Raw genomic sequence first — 17,584 nt, 5'->3', positions numbered from 1 at the left:
ATAAACACTATGGACAGCAAAAAAGCAGCCTTATTTGCCATCTTGGGTGCCATTCTCGTTACCCCATTGGCCGCTGAATCCTGGCCGATTAAGCATTTCAAGCGCGGATCGCATTTCCAGCTTCATGATCTTCCCGCAGGGCGGTTTCGGGATAGGCTGTCGGGACTTCCTGATCATGTTAGAGACCGGGTGTTGGGAAACCTTGACAACATCTCCTTTACCGAAATTGATTTAGCGCATCTTCGCGTTAACGATCAGGGGGATGTGTTTTACGCTGATCTATTCGAAGCGCCGGATACTACCTCCGCAGTTGCTCGGCCGAGCGCTGCATCATCGGCAAACATCGCCATGACCGAGCCTGATGTCTTTGCTTTGCATAGCTTGCCTGGCTCAAAGAACGTGATTTACCTGGATTTCAACGGGCGCGATATTGTCGGCACGACCTGGAATAGCGATTACCCTAAAAACACGGTGTTAAAGGCCAAGGAGTTCACTTCCGATAACGACAATGCGCATTTTAGTACGGCGGAATTACTCCAGATCGCCGAAGTTTGGCACCAAGTTGCCGAAGACTTCGCGCCGTTCGCTGTTGACGTGACCACCGAAGAGCCGGCTGTGTTCGGCCCGACGACGGGAACCATTCTGATTACGAGCGACGTCGATAGTAATGGCGTCGCTATGCCGGCATACCAGCAAGCTTCCGGCGCGTCTAGTCTTGATGTCTGGGGGAATCGCGATTATGCCAGCTATTATTCGCCCGCATTCGTGTATTACAACGCTACGGGTCTGGATCCTACGAATATCGCGCTGATCGCTTCGCATGAAATGGGACACAATTTAGGGCTTGCGCATGACGGTTACTCGAATGGCGGCTCCCAGCTGGACTATTATGCCGGCAGTGGCTGGGGAGCGTCTTCCTGGGCGCCCATCATGGGATCGGGCTATAACAAAAGCGTCACCGAATGGAATAACGGCGACTACCCAGGCGCCACGCAAACCCAGGACGACACGGCCATCATCGCCGAAAAACTCGGCTATCGCCCTGATGACCACGACGGCATTACGCCTTTGGTTATCGCTTTAGACGGCAGCATTCAGTCCACCAACCCGGAAACCGACCCGAATAATACAATACCTTATAACAAGGGCATTATCGGAACCCGCGACGATGTGGATTACTTCATGTTGGATGCGGCCGGCTCGATCAACCTGATCGCAACGCCCGCATGGGAAGCGTTTTATTCGCCGGATCGGCGCGGAACCAATCTGGATATCAAGCTTGCCTTGTATGATTGGAACGGCAATAAACTAGCCGAAAGTGATTCCCAAACCGACACCGATGCCACGATCACCACATCGCTTCAGCCGGGCCACTATCTGTTAGCCGTTGAAGGGGTAGGCAATTTTGTGACCGCCTATTCCGATTACGGCAGTCTCGGCCAATATTTCTTTACCGGCAATGTCGCGGTGCCGCCGCCGATGGCCAAGGCTTCCGTGTCAAAGCAAAAGGGCAAATCGAAATATACATTAAGTTTCTCAAGCGACGGCACGGTGGATCCCGCTAACGCAGCCTTAACCTACCTTTGGGATTTTGGCGATGGTTTTTCCTCGAATCAAAAGACCCATGAGCATGTTTATTGCTCTCCAGGCGCTTACCGGGTCAGATTGTTCGTGACGAATACGACCGGCCTGACGGGACAAAGCATACTGACGCATACGATTGCAGGCAAGCCGACAACAAAGAAATCCGCCGCTTGCAAGACGCATCAGGTTGGCGATGCTTACTGGTTGGGTTTGGATACCCGTGGCGTAAATGACGCTCCGGTAGCCTGGGCGTCAGGCAGCAAAGTAGCGAAGAAATCCAAGTTCTCCATCCTGTTTTCGAGCGAAGGCAGCGGCGACGTGGATGGCGATGCGCCGTCTTATGTGTGGGACTTTGGCGATGGTTCCACCTCGGCCGAAAAGAACCATGAACACGCTTACTGCGCGCCGGGAACTTACACCGTGACACTGAAGGTGACCGACCCGCACGGTTTGTCAGGCCAGAAGGTGTTTACGCAGGTGATCAAAGGCAGCAAGCCCACGGCTAAATCCCTGGCGGATTGTCAAGCCCATGCCGGGGCGTCAGAGGATGGGCGTGAGTGAATTTGCATCGTTCACCGCGTTACGCTAAAGCCGGGATCCTAATGGGCTTGCGGATTCCGCTTCTGCACGAGCTTGACGATATCCGAGGCCATGCTCAATGCTTCAAACGCGCGGACAGCCGGGTGCATCAGGATCGCTTCCCGGCCTATCAGGGAGAGAACGCGCCGCGTCGCTAGGTCTTGCACCTTGTTTTCACTCATGAGTTTGAATAAGTCGGCGATCAGGCCGTTTTGACTTCGGTTGATCACATGACAACCTTTAGCATCGCACTCGCTCTCGACAAAGTTGCCGTCCGCATCGGTCGTCAGCACGCGCCCCAGAGGCTTCGCGCCGTCGAATCGATCGGCGACGATTACCTTACCGTCCTTGTATAAAACGCCGCTCTGATAGCGGCCTTCTTCCCCGGCCAGCAAACCCAAAAATTTTTCGCCGCTGGTCAATTGCGTCAACATGCCGGCGGCGTAACTGCCGTCGCTGTTGATTGCGCCGTCGAAAAGACCGCGTTTCGTATTCAGCGTGACCAGGATTTTGCCTTCATAAGCGGAAAATAGGCCATTATTCAGCAGGCCGGTGGCCGCGCCATAAAACGTGTGGTCATTCGGCGCGCACAATGTCGCAGAATCACACCAGCGCGCAAATCCGCTGCCGCTTGCCAAACCGTCGATACAGCCGCAGTCGTCGCCATTCGCACAGGCGGTTTTCCAAAAGCTGGTCAATGCTCGTTTTTTTGCGGAACGCATCAGGCTTCCCGCCGATTGGACGCTACAGGCGATCCAGTCTTCCGCGCTCACATGGGCTCTGGTTACCGGATTGACCGATGAATGAACGGGCGCAGGATAATCAAAGCCGTCCTCCAGACCCTCTTGCGGTTCGTAAAGCGCGCAACCGGTCAAGGTGCAGGCCATGACCAGCAGAATCCAAAGAAGGGGTTGTTTATTCATTCGTTAGCGATAGGTGTCGTGTAATCATTCTTGATGTCCTTGCAACGATCCCCGCATTGATCAAGCCTGTCCTTGCGCGCTTTTTGCGCGGCGCTGGCATTGTGCCGGAATCCTTCAGTCGCATTTTTCTCTGCTTGCCGAGTGTCCTTATTTTTGGATGACATGCCAATCAGAGCCAGCAGAATGACAAAGATAAGCCAAGGCGGCATGAAGGGCTCCGGATGATATGTATTTTAGGGGCGTGCATTATATGCTACGTTGATGATCGCGGAACATCAAAAAAAATTCACGCCCTACTCGCTTTAAAAAAGCCTCGGAAATATCAGATCTCATTTGTGTGATCATAATGCCTCCAAATCTGAAGGGAATGTCCGGATAGAGCGAGCAAGGTTGGAACTTTGATAAATACAGGTAATGCACGGCGGCCTCTTCTATTTTTATCTATTATATGATAATAGAACTTATAGTTTCAAATAAATAATGCCACTATTTAACATTTTAAAATCTACTAAATTAGTTAAGGATGCGGCTATATGCGTTATGTGTGTAGGATGATTTTTTTGAATTGGTAAAGAGGTTACTTTGATAGGGATTACATATAAATAGAATCTATTATCAGATGATAGTATAATAGGGCTGTACTTTATTTTTTCCACCCCGAGGAATGCTATGTCGTCTAAAGAATCCGAATTGAAAGCCGAATTACTCAACGTTTTCACGACGTTTAAAGATGCGCATGACGAATTGGTAGCCTGCCTGAATGCTGATGCGGCTTATCCGGCCTGGATTCAGCAGGTAGAGGGGGATCATGCCGCAACTCGGAATATGCTGAAAAGCATCGTGTTGAACTGGTCTTACAGTGACGATGGCCAGGAACCTGGATCCACGATCCAATATAATGGCCTGGCACCCTGCTCGATCGCCACCTACATGGCGGTTGAAAAAGTGAACGAGCAGCGGGATCTGCTGCATAAACAGCTAATGAAAATGGATTCGCTCGAAAATGAGCTTGAGTTGTCAGACAGCGAGGATGATGACGATGGCGATCGGTTATCCAAACGCGCCATGACCCGACTGGGTTATCCACGCTTCAATCGTCGGCAAGCATGCCGTAAATTTACCGCACTCCCCTACCCCGTGCTGTCGGCCGGTTTTTTTTGGAATCGGTACCGAAAAACCACTAAGCTGGACCGGGAACAAGTTCAGGCCCGGTTAGATAAACTGTTGCAGCGGTCGCTGGCTGAACATGACGCCATTTATGACGAAATAGAGCGATTTCAAGCGATTAACGATGAATGCTTAGTCCAGGTTTTCCCGGAAAGCATTCATCGACGTGTCAACTTATGCATCAACCAGGATGGCGTAGATAAACGCATTCAACGTTACGCCCATACACCCATTTTTTATGTGACCACGCCGGATCGCCCGTTGCCGCCAAAAACCTTGCTGCCGGATGAACCTGCCGCGAAAGAGTGCCGACTGGCAAAGCGCAATATTACCATCGAAAGCGAGCCTTATTTGCCTTTGCTGGATCTCTATAGGTTATTGGCGAAGCACCGAAAATAGCGGATTTATGCCGGCATAAGGTAAAGGGTTGCCATAAGCGAAAAAAATCTTCGCTCATCTTATTTTTTCCAAGAGCCAACAACGGCGTCTGCCCGGTACTTCAAACGTAAATTGCTGGCGTGGATCACCGTATTGATGAATGGATCGTGGCTTTATTGGTACCAGAGGCTGGGCATGATGCCCAAGGCCTGCATTTATCTTGCGATGCCGTCTTAACGTTGGGACGGTTAGCACGGTGGACTTTTAAAACATCTACCCTCTACTGTGATGCATCCATATAAATGCATCGACGGGTCAAGAAGGATGTATATGCTTGAGTATCCATGATGCGGCCGGCGCCACATCATGCGCTATCAATACCATGAACAGTCCACAAGCCCCCGTGCGGTTCTCGGGCTTGCGTTAAGCCACAGGCAATCCAAGGAGCACGACCATGATGAACAACGAACAAAGTCCTAAGCAATTCTTGCGGCCGTTGATCGCCTCCGTGATTTCGGCTTTCATTGTTTGCGTCCCGGCTGCCGCGTACGCAGCCACGTTGCCGGCGCTCACGACTTACACCTCCGAAGCTACTTGGCGGAGTTCGGTCGCGAACCCGACGCTGATTGACTTCGACAATCTGGCCGATGGCACGGCGGTGACAAGCCAGTACCCCGGCGTCGGTTTTTCGCCGTTCAATGGCGGCACGCCTCTGGCGGCAGCCGAGGCAGGCCCCCTTAGCCTGCCTAACGTGCTGAGCGTCGACAACCTGGCGCTGGGCGAGGGCGGCGGCGTCAGCATCGGCTTCGCCAGCCCGCAAACGGGCATGGGTTTCTGGTACAACGACGCCCAGTTCGCGGGCAACACCGTCACGGTTTACGGGGCGTCGAATCAAGTCCTGGGCACGTTTGAACTGGTATATCCGCATCCGACCGAATGGCAATTCGTCGGCTTCCTCTCGTCCGGCAATGACATCACGAAGGTCGAGATTGCGATGGCGGATGTGGATAGGGTCACGCTGGACAATGTGCAATTCGCCTCGCCTCCATTGCCGACCGCTACGCTCTCCAGCACCGGCGCCGCCGTGCCGGGCGCGGGCGGCGTGTTCACCGCCTTTCCGCAAAGCCCGGCGCTGGACTTGGGCGGCGCCGCTTTCTTAGGAGCGGGCAGCGCCGGATCGTTCGGGGTTTATTTTATCCCTGGTGAGCCCGTAATCCCCGGTGATCCCATCCGCATCGCCGACCTGAGCACCCTGATCCCCGGCGGCACCGGCAGCTTCACCGGCTTCACCGATCTCGCGCTCGCGGCGATCCCTAACGAACCCATCCGCGTCGCCTTCTTAGGCGCAGGCAGCGGTCAGGCGGGCGTGTATCTGTATGATAATAGCACCATTCCATCCGACCCAGTCCGCATCGCCGACCTGGCCACCCTGATCCCCGGCGGCACCGGCAGCTTCACCGGCTTCAATGCCGTCTCGGTCAGCAGCGAGCACACCGCCTTCCTGGGGCTGGGGGGCACCGGCCAGAAAGGCATTTATCTCGCCAGCACGTTGAGCAAGGTGATCGCGGCCGGCGACAGGCTCGCGGGCAAGACCGTCACCGATCTGCGTTTCGGGCGCGACGGCCTCAGCGGCATCCATCTCGCCTTCACCGCGCACTTCGCCGACGGCAGCGAAGGTGTGTTCGCCGTGCAGGTCGCGACCTATCCGTTTGTAGGCTTCTTCGCGCCGGTCGACAACCCGCCGGTATTCAACAAGGTTAAGCCCGGGGCGGCGATACCGGTCAAGTTCAGCCTGAACGGCAATCAGGGCCTGGCGATCTTCGCGCCCGGATTTCCGAAATCGCAGCCGATCGCCTGCGACGCCGCAGCAGCCGTCGACAGCATCGAGACTACCGTGGCGGTCGGCGTCAGCAGCCTGACTTACGATGCGACCAGCGGCCAGTACACCTACGTGTGGAAAACCGATAAGGCCTGGGCGAACAGCTGCCGCGAGTTGCTGTTGCAACTCAACGACGGCACGCAGCACAAGGCCAATTTCAATTTCAGGCTTAAATAGAGGCGCCGATCCCGCCGCAGCGTAGGCGCTGAGCGAATTCTGATAATCTGCAGGGTAATCGCGCTTAAATCATCCCGATGACACAGAGTAAATAATCGTTATCCCATCCGGCCTTTAAGCGCTTGATTTTCACTCCCACCTTAGACGTTTTTTCAGCTTTGGTCAGGTTCAGGGCAATATGCCGGATCACCGCCAAGTTCGCCGCACTATGTCCTTTCCGCGTTCGATTGCTGTCCTCATCAAAGGCGATATCAAGCACCCAATGAAGATTATTTTCAATCGCCCAGTGTGCTCGCACCGCACGCTCCAATCGCTTCGGATCATGGGCATCCAGACTGCTGATAAAATAGCGCGTTTCCTCGGTTACTTTGTTATCGATTTCTCTTTTGGCCGTGACGGCGATAATACTTTGCAAGCCTTTCCAGCCATGCCGCTCTTGCAGCCAAGCAATGTCGGCGGTTGCTCGAAGCGAGCGCGTTTCGATTCGGCCATGCTCGCCGTCATAACTGACAGAGGCGACTGCCGGCGATAACGACGAGGTAAAAAAGGTAAGGACATCCTCATGCAGAGTACCCTGGTTGCCTTTCAGGCTCAACACATAGTCACCACCTTGCTGTTTAATCTGCTCGGCTATCTTCTTTTGGCACCCCATCGCATCGATAGTCACCACGGCCCCCGCTATATCCAGCCGTGACAATAACTTCGGAATGGCCGTAATTTCATTCGATTTGTCATCGACTTTGACCTGCCCTAAAACCAGGTTATTTTGTTGCGCCCATGCGCTGACCATATAGATCGCGGCTTTTTTTGAGGCTTTGTCCACGCTCCGCCTTAAGCACTTGCCGTCGATCGCAATGACTTCCCCGTCGGTGAGACGGGCTAAATCAGATACCCAACGGGAAAAGCAGTCGCTAAACTGGTCGGTATCAATGGCCGCATACACTTCACCGAAGGTGTCGTGCGAAGGGATGCCATGCTCTAATCCCAGCAATTCAGTGAACCAGTCCTCTTTGGCTAAGCCAAATTCTTCAATCGCAACCCAGTTATCCGCTCCGCAAATCACTGCGCAGAGGCTGATAAAGAATATATCTTGCAGTTGATGCTTCTTTTGCCGGTTAACCCTAGGGTCTTTAATGCTCGGAAAATGCGTTAAGATAGGCTTTGTACCCTCACGAAGCCTATCTAACCATCCTAAAGAGGCAAGCCGATTAAGCCAGAAAAAATTGGCTTGCCCGTTGCATCACTCAATAGCTTCAACACTGATTTTCTTTGGCTTGACTGCTTCACGCTTCGGAATCACAATCTCCAATACGCCGTTTTTCGATTTAGCACTGATCGCTTCGGCATTGGCGGTATCGGGTAGGCTGAAACGGCGGTAGAACGAGCCGTAGATCCGCTCGACGCGCTTATAACCTTCCTGTTCGGACTGGGTTTCGTTCTTTTTTTCGCCCTTGATCGTCAACACGCCGTTTTCCATGCTAATGTCGATGTCTTCCGGTTTGACGCCCGGAATATCTGCATAGAGCACGAATTTTTCATTGTCTTCTTTGATGTCGACCGCAGGCGTCCATTCGGCGGTCGCGATAGAACCCTCGCCTGCGCCGCCCTCATGCGCGCGCTCAAGCTCACGTTGCAATTGATTTAACAAACTCCAGGGTTGGTAATGGTAGGCCATCGTATTCTCCTCGTTAATTAATTAATCAAATTGATCTTGTCGATGATAAACCGGATGTCCGGTTTCATGCCCTTACAATAGGGTTAATCCGTTAGCTTTTCAAGTGGGCATCCTGTCATGCAAGAACAAAATAATATCCCTCATCTTCGATCACGTTTCACGCTCCGGTTACGGATATTGCCGGACCCATGATGATGGCGTCATGAACCATGGCGTTGAAAATTTGTCATGGGATAATCCTGGTGGCGTATTCGAGGAATATGGGCATGGTGCTCATGTGTTTAATAAGACTCTATTATTTGATAATAGATAAAAGGAGAGTTAGCATGATTGACGATAAAACCAATGCCGAACAACAACGGCTTGAGAATCAACGCCAACACAAAGAAAACTGGCGCTTGTGGGGGCCTTATCTATCCGAACGGGCCTGGGGCACGGTGCGCGAAGACTACAGCCCGGACGGACGCGCCTGGGAACATTTTTCGCATGAGCAGGCGCGCTCCCGCGTTTACCGCTGGAACGAAGACGGCCTGGGCGGCATTTCGGATGAAAAACAACGCCTGTGTTTTGCCTTGGCCTTATGGAACGGCAAGGACCCGATTCTAAAAGAACGCCTTTTCGGCCTGACCGGCAACGAGGGTAACCATGGCGAAGACGTCAAGGAATATTACTTTTATGACGATGCGACTCCGAGTCACAGCTACCTGAAATATCTCTACAAATATCCGCAAGCCGCTTTCCCCTATATCCGCCTGGTGGAGGAAAACGCAAAGCGCGGACGCGATCAGCCGCCTTACAATCTGTTGGATACCGGCGTCTTCGCCGACAAGCGTTACTGTGATATTGGCATCGAGTATGCCAAAGCCTCCACGAATAAAATCCATATCCGCATATCGGTTTGCAACCGGGGGCCCGATCAGACCACTGTTCATATTTTGCCGACGCTATGGTTTCGCAATACCTGGAACTGGAGCGGCGAGCATAGCGATAAACCCGTGCTGAAAAGAGAAAACGGGAGCCGATGCGGATGGGCTATCCAAACCTCTCATCCGGAGCTTGATCACTACCGTCTCCATGGCAGGCAAGGCGCGGAACTGTTATTTACTGAAAATGAAAGCAACAGCGCCCTCCTTTGGGGGGTTCCGAATGCCCTGCCCCACGTCAAGGACGGCTTTCACCGCTGGGTGATAGATCAGGACATCGCCGCGGTCAATCCCAAACAAACGGGCACCAAATGCGCCGCATGGTATGTGCTGACCGTTCCGGGCGGCGGCGAGCAGATCATCGAAATGGTGCTGACCGCACAGGACGAGGCCGATCCTTTCGCCGATTTCGATACCGTTCTTGCACAACGCCGACTGGAAGCCGATCGATTTTATGCCGATCTGCTGCCGAATGCCGACGCCGGCGATCTTCGAATTTTTCGTCAGGCCATGGCCGGCATGATCTGGTCCAAACAGTTTTTTCATTATGACGTGCTGCGCTGGCTGCAAGGCGATCAATTGCCGCCTCCGGAAATCCGCAAGGCCGGACGGAACGCGCGCTGGAAACATCTTCGGGCCGCCGAGGTGATCTCGATGCCGGATGCGTGGGAATATCCCTGGTTTGCGGCCTGGGATCTGGCCTTTCACTGCATCGCGTTTTGCTCGATCGACTCCGATTTTGCCAAGCATCAAATCGAAGTCTTGCTGAAAGAAACCTATTTTCATCCGAGCGGCCAGATTCCGGCTTGCGAATGGTCCTTCAGCGACGTGAATCCGCCCGTGCATGCCTTGGGCGCGTTGCAGGTTTTCAGGATGGAACGGCAACAGCGCGGCCATGGCGACCGCAATTTTCTGCAGCGCGTTTTTCACAAACTGTTGATGAATTATGCCTGGTGGATCACCAGCAAGGATCGCGACGGCCTGAACGTATTCGAAGGCGGTTTTTTGGGGCTCGACAACATTTCGGTGTTCGACCGCTCCGGGCGCTTACCGGAAGGCTATAAACTGAAACAGTCGGATGCGACGGGCTGGATGGCCATGTTTGCGCTGAACATGACCGTGATGGCGCTGGAGTTGGCGACCGAAGATCCCGATTATGAAAATGCGGCCATACAGATTTATACGCAGTTTCTGAATATCGCCAACACCCTCGCCGGCCATGCCGGAACCGGGGTTTCGCTTTGGGATCCGGAGGACGGTTTTTTCAAGGATTTGCTGGTGGAGCCCAACGGCAAGCACCATCGCGTGAACGTCTATTCCTGGGTCGGACTGATTCCTCTATTCGCCTGCGAAATCATCGACAATCGCTTGTTGAAGAACGTCCCTCGATTCCGCGCCTTGCTCAACCAGCATAGCGGCGGCGTGTTCCACGGAAATGCCATTTGCGCATGCCCCGCGCGTAAAAACGGCCGCGGCGAACACCTTTTGTCGCTGGTCGATCACACCATGCTGCCGGCGATCATTCGCCGCCTGTTCGACGAACAGGAGTTTCTCTCGCCTTACGGAATCAGGAGCGTCAGCCGCGTCCATGCCGAGCACCGCGATTTGGGCGTTTTGCCGGGCATCGGTCAGGCCATGATCGAGTACGTGCCGGGCGAGTCGAATTCCGGCTTATTCGGCGGCAATTCGAACTGGCGCGGCCCGATCTGGCTGCCGACCAATTACACGCTGATCCTGGCGCTGGAAAAATTCCACCGTTTTCTCGGCGACGCTTATACCGTTTCTGCGCCAGGACTCGGCGACAAGGCGTTGACCCTGAGCGAAATCGTCGGCTGCTTGTCCCGCCGGATGGCCAATCTTTACCGCCCCGATGCCGACGGCCGCCTGCCGGCCTTTGCGGCCGATAGCCCCTGGCAGTCCGATCCCGACTGGCGCGAACATCTGTTGTTCTTTGAATATTTTCACGGCGACAACGGCCAGGGGCTCGGCGCCGCGCATCAAACCGGCTGGACCGGACTGCTGGCCAATCTGGTCATGCGTTGTCACGGATATGATATCGCCGGTTTTGGTGTTGGGAGTGACGTCCCCCCCGTGTAGCGGGTTACGCTCTATCTTTTTGGTATTATTGACAAAATCCGAAGCATTAAGAAAATTTATGGCTCGTTGATTCGTTTCCAGTGGCGCTGGCGAAGCAATGCCGGTATCATCATTTTTTCGGTTACTGCCGACGGTTAGATGAAAGGCAACGACCAACCAAGCCTCCATATTTTTGGTTGACGATGACGAGGCCGTGCTTGACGCCCTCAGTACTTCGTTATCGTTGGATGGCTTTAACGTCGAGATTTATGTTTCCGGTCTGGATTTTCTGGCCGCCTACCACGGGAATCGCCCTATCGGAAGGCAACTTGCTCTGCTCGCAGAGCTGTGCAAGCTCAAGCAGATTGCCGGCGCCGGTCTTTTCCATTACCCGCGCGCGGTGAATTTCGACGGTACGGTGGCTGATACTCAATTGTCGGGCTATTTCCTTATTGGTAAAACCTGCCACAACCATTGACATCACTTCCCTCTCCCGTGGAGTCAAATCGTAAATTCGAACACAAAGTGGAGAATTTGGATTTACCTCGGCGCGCTTGAGCGAATCTTGCTGAAAGATAGATCTAATGCGCTCGATCAGTAGTCTACCTTTGATCGGCTTGATCATAAAATCGACCGCTCCGGCTTTGATCGTCTGAACCGTCATCGGAATATCGCCATATCCCGTCAGAAATATGATTGGCAACTGTATTTTTCGCCGGGCGAGTTCGACTTGTAGCTCCGGCCCGTTCATTCCCGGCATGTTGACATCAAGGATCAAACACCCCGGTTTTCCAGGGGAATACTGCTTTAGGAAAGCTTCGGCACTCTCATAAGTTTGAATAGGAAAGCCGATAGTCTCCATCAGTAAAGTTAAGCTTTCCCGTACCGACGGATCGTCGTCGATCAATAAAACGTTGGGTTGATTGTTCATGGCTCAAAAGGTAAGTTAATGTGAAAAAACAAACCGGAATCGTTGCTTTGTTCCGCCCATAGCTTTCCTCCATGCGCCTCGATCAAGGCTCGGCTAATCGCGAGCCCCATCCCCAATCCTTTGGATTTGGTTGAAACAAAAGGTTGAAAAATAACACTCAGTTTATCCGGATCGACGCCTTTGCCGCTGTCATGTACCGTGACTCGCGCCATGGTCTTATTGTCATCGGCAACACCGGTCGTTATCGTCAGCGTACCGGAAGTCATGCCGGCGCCTTGCATGGCGTCCAGGCCATTGCGCAATAAGTTAACGAACACTTTTTCGACTTGCAGCGTGTTGGCCTGGACCGGAGGCAGCTGGGGAGCGAGACACAGCTCGATGTTGAAATCGCCCAGATTAGATTCGGCCCTGATGAGGTCGCAGGCTTCATGAACCACGTCATCGAGAACCACTGGCTCGCTGGTTATTTCATCCTTTTGCAGCATATTCATTAACTGCCGTATGATCTGGCCGGCACGCTCTACTTGCTCAGAACTTTTATTCAGCACATGGGCGAGTTTCTCAGGACTCGGGTTGCCAACCTCCTCCACCAAATGCAGCGCAATGTCGGTATAGGATGCAACAGCCATAAGCGGCTGATTAACTTCGTGAACGAACGCGGCGGCCGTCTGAATGGCGATTTGATGCCGGGTTGCTTCATCCATTTTGTTGCGCCGTTCGTTAAGTTCCACGGCTTTTTTATAGCAGGTGATATCCAGATTCAACCCCAGTAACCGGCAAGGCTGGCCTTTGGCGTCATATAACAACGCTCCCCGCGTATGGATCCAGCGATACGATCCGTTCTTGTGCCGCAGGCGATATTCCAGCTCATAAGTCGGCAGCCGTTCTTCAAAACAGTCACGGGTCATGGTCAGGACGCGTTCCCTATCGTCGGGATGCAAACGCGTCTCCCATTCCTCCCAGTGATTCGACAACTCGTCAGGCAAGTAGCCGATTTGCCGTTTCCATTCAAGCGAGAAATACACAGTGCCAGTGCTCAGATCGTGATCCCAAAGCGCGGCGGCGGCGGCTTCAACGGCTAGCTTAAGGTGCTGAGAGATTTTGCGATGCGCATTTTCAGCTACTTTTCGCGCCGTGATGTCGCGGCTCACGGTGGCAAGTCCTATCGGCGCGCCTTGGGTATCTTTAATATGGAACACATTGTGGATCACCCATAAGGCGGCCCCGCTTTTGAAATGGCGCAGACGGATTTCCATTTCGGCACTGCCCTCGCGGATCACCCTGGGCAAAAAATGTTCCGAAATGTAATCTTGGTCTTCCGGAAAAAAGAATTGCTGAGCGGGGATTTGCAAGGCTTGCTCAAGGCTGTCGAGCCCAACCATTTGCATGCCGGCAGGATTCATATAAAAGGGCATTAAATTCATATCGCACATGCCGATAAACTCCTTGCTGTTGTTGGCCAGCATGACGAATTTTTGCCGTTCCGCCTCGGTTTTTTTACAGTTGGAGATATCGATATTCACTCCCGCCGCCATCAGCGGTTCGCCTTGGCTGTCGCGTTGATAAACCTGGCCGCAATTCAATACCCAGATCCATTCTCCATTTTTCTTCTGTAGGCGATGTTCGCTCCGATAAAGCGGGGTCTGCCCCCTCAGATGATTGGCAAGAGCCGCCTTAACTTGCGGCAAATCGTCAGGGTGGACGCGTTTTTCCCAAGCACTGATATGCGGTTCGATTTGCTCGGGCCGGCAGCCCAGCATCGAAGCCCATAGATCATTGAAATCGGCCGCCCCTGTTTGCACGTTCCAATGCCAGGAGCCCAGCTCGGCGCTGCGCAGAATCAGCAAAAGCCTTTCCTCGCTGGCCGCCAGCGCGGTTTCAGCCTGCTTGCGCTCGGTAATATCCTGCGCGGTTCCGAACCAGCTCAACGGCTTTCCATTGCCGTCGACTTGCAGCTCGGCCCTGGCGCGCAGCCATTTGATCTTTTCCTCCACGATCACCCTGTGTTCGATATCGTAAGGCTCTCCACGCAGACCTGCCCGCCACATCCGGTCAACGTATTCCCTGTCTTCAGGATGGACGCAGGAAAGAAAAGTCTGGTAGGTCAGCGGCGTTCCTTTGGGAATACCGAATATCAGAAAATTCTGTTCTGACCAGTGCAATTCGTTTTTTTGCACATTTAGAACCCAACTGCCGATTTGTCCGATAGCCTGGGCGTGATTCAAGTCCTTTCGGCTTTCCCACAGCGCCAGAGTAAGCTTGCGATGAGAGGCCGTGGCATAAATGAGGATACCCGACGCTGCAACTAATCCGACGTTTAATAGAAAGACGTCATGAAGCCTGTAATCCTCGCCCGGAAATAACATTGGAGCATTGAGGGCAAGCAGCGATACGATCGCAGCGCAATAACCTGGAGCGCGGCCGAATAGCAACGTCGCGTAAAAAACAGCGAGCAAAAACAAAAAGCCCCTGCCTTCCTCGCCGATTACTTGAATATATTTTGTCGCAAAAGCGGCAATCACGACCAATAACACCGACGCGCCGTATCTCAATAAAGGCGGCGAAAGTGCGCTTAAAAATAAGGCATTCTGTTCTATTTTGAATTCTGTCTGCATGATCACTCCCGAATTCAACTTTCAGGGCGCTGAAAAAAATCCATCGCACGATCTCATTTTTTCTTCGCGGTCTTGATCCTGTCGGCGGATTCTGCATCGGCCTGGAGAACTGCGGCCATCTACAGAAATATTTTTCTTAATATTACCATAAGACTGCGAATCTAGAACTCAAAAACTCCAAATAAAATTTGTTAGGGTGAGAGCGCCTCCTGCCTATCTACAATAAGATCTAGTCAAAAACCTGAAGAAAAGCCATTATGCCTTATCAAAAACACCGATAATAATCAGTTATTTATATCTTAACATTGAATAGCGATTGAACTGGGCAGTAGGCATACCGAATGGCGGTATCGAAGTCACATAAGCCTAAGCCATAGCATTCTTCAGTGCGGTTGCAAACATAATAGGACTCGCTAAAACCCAACGCGCGCCTATGGGAAACGGATGCGCTAAGCGGCTGCTCGGGGCAGAGAAAGCCTCGCCGGCTTATCCCTCATAAGCCTCATCCTGCATCATCAAAAATAACACCCAAGAAAACTCGCCGGTGCTGATTTTGGCGCCGCAATAGCCGCAGACCGCGGTTTGACCGATATTATCGGCGGGCGCGCCGCATTGCGGACATTGGTTGATGCTATAAGGCGCGCTGCTTTTTTCGGCGCCGATGCGGCGCACGAAGGTCCAGTATTCGCTGTAACGGCGCAGAGAACGTTTGGAACCGCCGATCAATTTTCCGCCGGCGTCCTCGGTGTAGTCGTAGCAGGATGCAAATATCCGTACCGTGATTGCCTCGTAAAACGGGTCGAGCTCGATTTTTACCACTTCGGCCAGCCCGATATTTAAATCGTCCAGGCGGTTGAACCAATTTTGTTCGGCATACAATTGCTGCCAGAATAAATTGGCTTCAAAAAGCCTGTCCGACAACAAATGCCGCGCCCCCTGCCAATCGCGATGACTCCAGGCACTGTAAATGGAGATGAAATAAGCCCTCACGACATCGTCCACAAACGGCCGCCAAAAATCCTCCCAGTCCGATAGGCCATGCTGTTGCTGAAAGCGCAGCATTTGCTCGGGCAAGTCGGCCTGTTTGATTGTCTCCAGATGGGTGCCCTGCTCTTCCGCGTAAGAGACGGCATCGGCGGCGGCAAGCGCTGTGGTCTCCAGCACCGCGCGCCGGGCCAAATACCACTGCCTGTCGCCTTGATGAATCACCCGGGCGCAGTATTCGCATAAGCCGGCATCGGTGAATTGCGCCGGCGCGCCGCAGTGCGGACAACAGAGCGATTGCATCTTCTCCGGTTCCGGAGAACGCAGGCCTTTCTTGCGTTTGAACTGCCAACGTTCGGTGACCGCGTAACGGGTCCGTTTGCCTCGCAGGTCCAGGGTGTAATTCGCATCGATCACCAGACAAATCGTCTCGCCGTTAGGATCTTCGGTATTGATCTCCTGCCACTTGATGCCGTTGATCACGACCTCGGTGATCGTCCACGGTCCGGCCCGATCGAAATGCCGTTGCAGATCGGCACCCAGAAACGGGCTCAGGTAGCGAAATTCGGGATGCGTGGAATAGCTGTAGAACTTGCTGTACAACGAATGCACGAAATCCAGGAACAAGATGCCTGAAAAATTCGGATCGCTTTGTTTGAGCAGCGCCAACTGCTGTTTGACTTGATCCTGCCGTCTGGCGCGGATGACCGGCGTCGGCATCGAGGCCAGCGACGAGTCCGCATTTCGCCTTTTTTCCATCATTTTAATGAGGATGAAGACAATCACGATGATCAGAAAAATCACCAGTTCCTCATTGCTCATCGGACGGGAACTATGCGAAGAGGAACCGTGCGATGAGTAAGAGCCGTGCGAAAACGAACCATGTGACGATGAACTGTGCGATGAAGACGAGTGGTGCCCGGAACTCGAATGCCCGCCGCCGGGTCTCGCCTCCGCCGAATTCAACCACGATAGACTGACGATCGATAATGCCAAAAGCAGAATGAACGCCCTCATAAGTCGATTTCCACGTTGTCCGGCAGTTCATTCATGTCGCGCGCGACAGGAGGCAGATAGCGATTGAAAAGCGGGCGAGCTTGATGCAATTGCTCGAGCAGCCTTTCTCGCGGCTCGCCGCCTGAAAAAACGGATTGCAAGCCGGCGCGTAAGGTCTGCCACTCCTCCGCGGGCAACGCCATTTCGGCGCCTCGGTCGGGCAGGATGTAAACCATTTTTTCGAGCCATGAACAGTAGATCAAAACCCCGGTTTTGGCCCGCGTGTGCTGAATGCCGCCCTTTTGAAACAAGGCTCTCGCGATGATTTCAACATTCCTTCGAAGTCGCGCTTGCGGTATGCTGAGCCGTGTCAAGCATGGGATATTCGCGATCAAATAGCCGACCACAAACGCGAACAGCGGCGCATCGTAAATCAGCCAGTCCTCGAACAGTTCGGGCGCAAACATCAGATAAGTAAAACTGAGCCACGCGGCGACAATGCCCCAGAGCAACGCAATGTCGCGGTAATGCTCCGAGCGCGGTCGAATGACCACCACCACTTCCACCCGTGAATCCTGCTCGATCGCATTAACGGCTTCCCATAGCCGTGTTTGAAATTCAGTCGTCGATTTTTTTCTCATAAGCCGGTCCAGCCATCATATATAATCATTACAATCCCTCATCCCAGCAACACGGA

General features: G+C 53.2%; 12 protein-coding genes. 4 read left to right on the top strand and 8 right to left on the bottom strand.

The genetic code is table 11. The annotated features are described in order from the left end of the window. Positions 1-9 precede the first annotated feature (9 nt). Positions 10-2,145: a PKD domain-containing protein gene (locus METLA_RS0104340; RefSeq protein ID WP_084480060.1), complete on the top strand. Its 2,136-nt coding sequence runs from the start codon at positions 10-12 to the stop codon at positions 2,143-2,145. Between the two features lie 38 nt (positions 2,146-2,183). Here the strand turns inward: METLA_RS0104340 and METLA_RS0104335 are convergent, their stop codons facing one another. Both METLA_RS0104335 and METLA_RS0104330 read right to left on the bottom strand, forming a co-directional pair. After that, complete coding sequence (locus METLA_RS0104335; RefSeq protein WP_024297392.1) at positions 2,184-3,086, bottom strand: hypothetical protein; 903 nt, start codon at positions 3,084-3,086, stop codon at positions 2,184-2,186. After that, positions 3,083-3,295 carry a hypothetical protein gene (locus METLA_RS0104330; protein WP_024297391.1) on the bottom strand — a complete coding sequence of 71 codons (213 nt, stop codon included), beginning with the start codon at positions 3,293-3,295 and terminating at the stop codon, positions 3,083-3,085. The genes METLA_RS0104335 and METLA_RS0104330 overlap by 4 nt, the downstream gene beginning before the upstream one ends. A gap of 460 nt (positions 3,296-3,755) precedes the next feature. Here METLA_RS0104330 and METLA_RS0104325 point away from each other — a divergent pair, with 460 nt between their 5' ends. Further along, positions 3,756-4,652 carry a hypothetical protein gene (locus tag METLA_RS0104325; RefSeq protein WP_024297390.1) on the top strand — a complete coding sequence of 299 codons (897 nt, stop codon included), beginning with the start codon at positions 3,756-3,758 and terminating at the stop codon, positions 4,650-4,652. A 436-nt stretch (positions 4,653-5,088) separates the two neighbouring features. Beyond that, a complete protein-coding gene (locus METLA_RS23135; protein WP_198408446.1) occupies positions 5,089-6,687 on the top strand; it encodes a PxKF domain-containing protein in 1,599 nt (532 codons plus the stop codon). A gap of 64 nt (positions 6,688-6,751) precedes the next feature. Here METLA_RS23135 and METLA_RS0104315 read toward each other — a convergent pair whose 3' ends face one another. Beyond that, positions 6,752-7,843 carry an ISAs1 family transposase gene (locus tag METLA_RS0104315; protein WP_029646412.1) on the bottom strand — a complete coding sequence of 364 codons (1,092 nt, stop codon included), beginning with the start codon at positions 7,841-7,843 and terminating at the stop codon, positions 6,752-6,754. 84 nt (positions 7,844-7,927) lie between these two features. Then, complete coding sequence (locus tag METLA_RS0104310) at positions 7,928-8,362, bottom strand: Hsp20/alpha crystallin family protein (protein ID WP_024297387.1); 435 nt, start codon at positions 8,360-8,362, stop codon at positions 7,928-7,930. Between the two features lie 326 nt (positions 8,363-8,688). On the opposite strand from METLA_RS0104310, the gene METLA_RS0104305 reads away from it, so the two are divergent. After that, positions 8,689-11,382, top strand: coding sequence for an MGH1-like glycoside hydrolase domain-containing protein (locus METLA_RS0104305; protein WP_024297386.1), 2,694 nt, complete (start codon positions 8,689-8,691; stop codon positions 11,380-11,382). A 217-nt stretch (positions 11,383-11,599) separates the two neighbouring features. Here METLA_RS0104305 and METLA_RS0104300 read toward each other — a convergent pair whose 3' ends face one another. The 4 genes from METLA_RS0104300 to METLA_RS0104285 all read right to left on the bottom strand — a co-directional run bounded on the left by METLA_RS0104300 (position 11,600) and on the right by METLA_RS0104285 (position 17,528). After that, positions 11,600-12,292: a response regulator transcription factor gene (locus METLA_RS0104300; RefSeq protein WP_024297385.1), complete on the bottom strand. Its 693-nt coding sequence runs from the start codon at positions 12,290-12,292 to the stop codon at positions 11,600-11,602. Beyond that, positions 12,289-14,826, bottom strand: coding sequence for a PAS domain-containing protein (locus tag METLA_RS0104295; protein WP_161635382.1), 2,538 nt, complete (start codon positions 14,824-14,826; stop codon positions 12,289-12,291). Before METLA_RS0104295 ends, METLA_RS0104300 begins: the two co-directional genes overlap by 4 nt. 567 nt (positions 14,827-15,393) lie before the next feature. After that, entirely contained in the window at positions 15,394-16,908 is a 1,515-nt protein-coding gene (locus tag METLA_RS0104290) for a zinc-ribbon domain-containing transport protein (RefSeq protein WP_084480059.1), read from the bottom strand. Next, on the bottom strand, positions 16,905-17,528 hold the full coding sequence (locus METLA_RS0104285) for a hypothetical protein (protein WP_024297382.1): 624 nt from the start codon (positions 17,526-17,528) through the stop codon (positions 16,905-16,907). The genes METLA_RS0104290 and METLA_RS0104285 overlap by 4 nt, the downstream gene beginning before the upstream one ends. Positions 17,529-17,584 lie beyond the last annotated feature (56 nt).

Source organism: Methylomicrobium lacus LW14 (assembly GCF_000527095.1).
In the GTDB taxonomy this organism is placed as follows: domain Bacteria; phylum Pseudomonadota; class Gammaproteobacteria; order Methylococcales; family Methylomonadaceae; genus Methylomicrobium; species Methylomicrobium lacus.
The sequence above is the reverse complement of the archived record's forward strand: the minus strand, read 5'-3'. Positions and strand labels throughout refer to the sequence as shown.

Coding starts and splice junctions, on each gene's coding strand:
- METLA_RS0104310 (WP_024297387.1), bottom strand. CDS start 8,362: ATGGCCTACCATTACCAACCCTGGAGTTTGTTAAATCAATTGCAACGT.
- METLA_RS0104300 (WP_024297385.1), bottom strand. CDS start 12,292: ATGAACAATCAACCCAACGTTTTATTGATCGACGACGATCCGTCGGTA.
- METLA_RS0104325 (WP_024297390.1), top strand. CDS start 3,756: ATGTCGTCTAAAGAATCCGAATTGAAAGCCGAATTACTCAACGTTTTC.
- METLA_RS0104340 (WP_084480060.1), top strand. CDS start 10: ATGGACAGCAAAAAAGCAGCCTTATTTGCCATCTTGGGTGCCATTCTC.
- METLA_RS0104305 (WP_024297386.1), top strand. CDS start 8,689: ATGATTGACGATAAAACCAATGCCGAACAACAACGGCTTGAGAATCAA.
- METLA_RS23135 (WP_198408446.1), top strand. CDS start 5,089: ATGAACAACGAACAAAGTCCTAAGCAATTCTTGCGGCCGTTGATCGCC.
- METLA_RS0104330 (WP_024297391.1), bottom strand. CDS start 3,295: ATGCCGCCTTGGCTTATCTTTGTCATTCTGCTGGCTCTGATTGGCATG.
- METLA_RS0104335 (WP_024297392.1), bottom strand. CDS start 3,086: ATGAATAAACAACCCCTTCTTTGGATTCTGCTGGTCATGGCCTGCACC.
- METLA_RS0104290 (WP_084480059.1), bottom strand. CDS start 16,908: ATGAGGGCGTTCATTCTGCTTTTGGCATTATCGATCGTCAGTCTATCG.
- METLA_RS0104285 (WP_024297382.1), bottom strand. CDS start 17,528: ATGAGAAAAAAATCGACGACTGAATTTCAAACACGGCTATGGGAAGCC.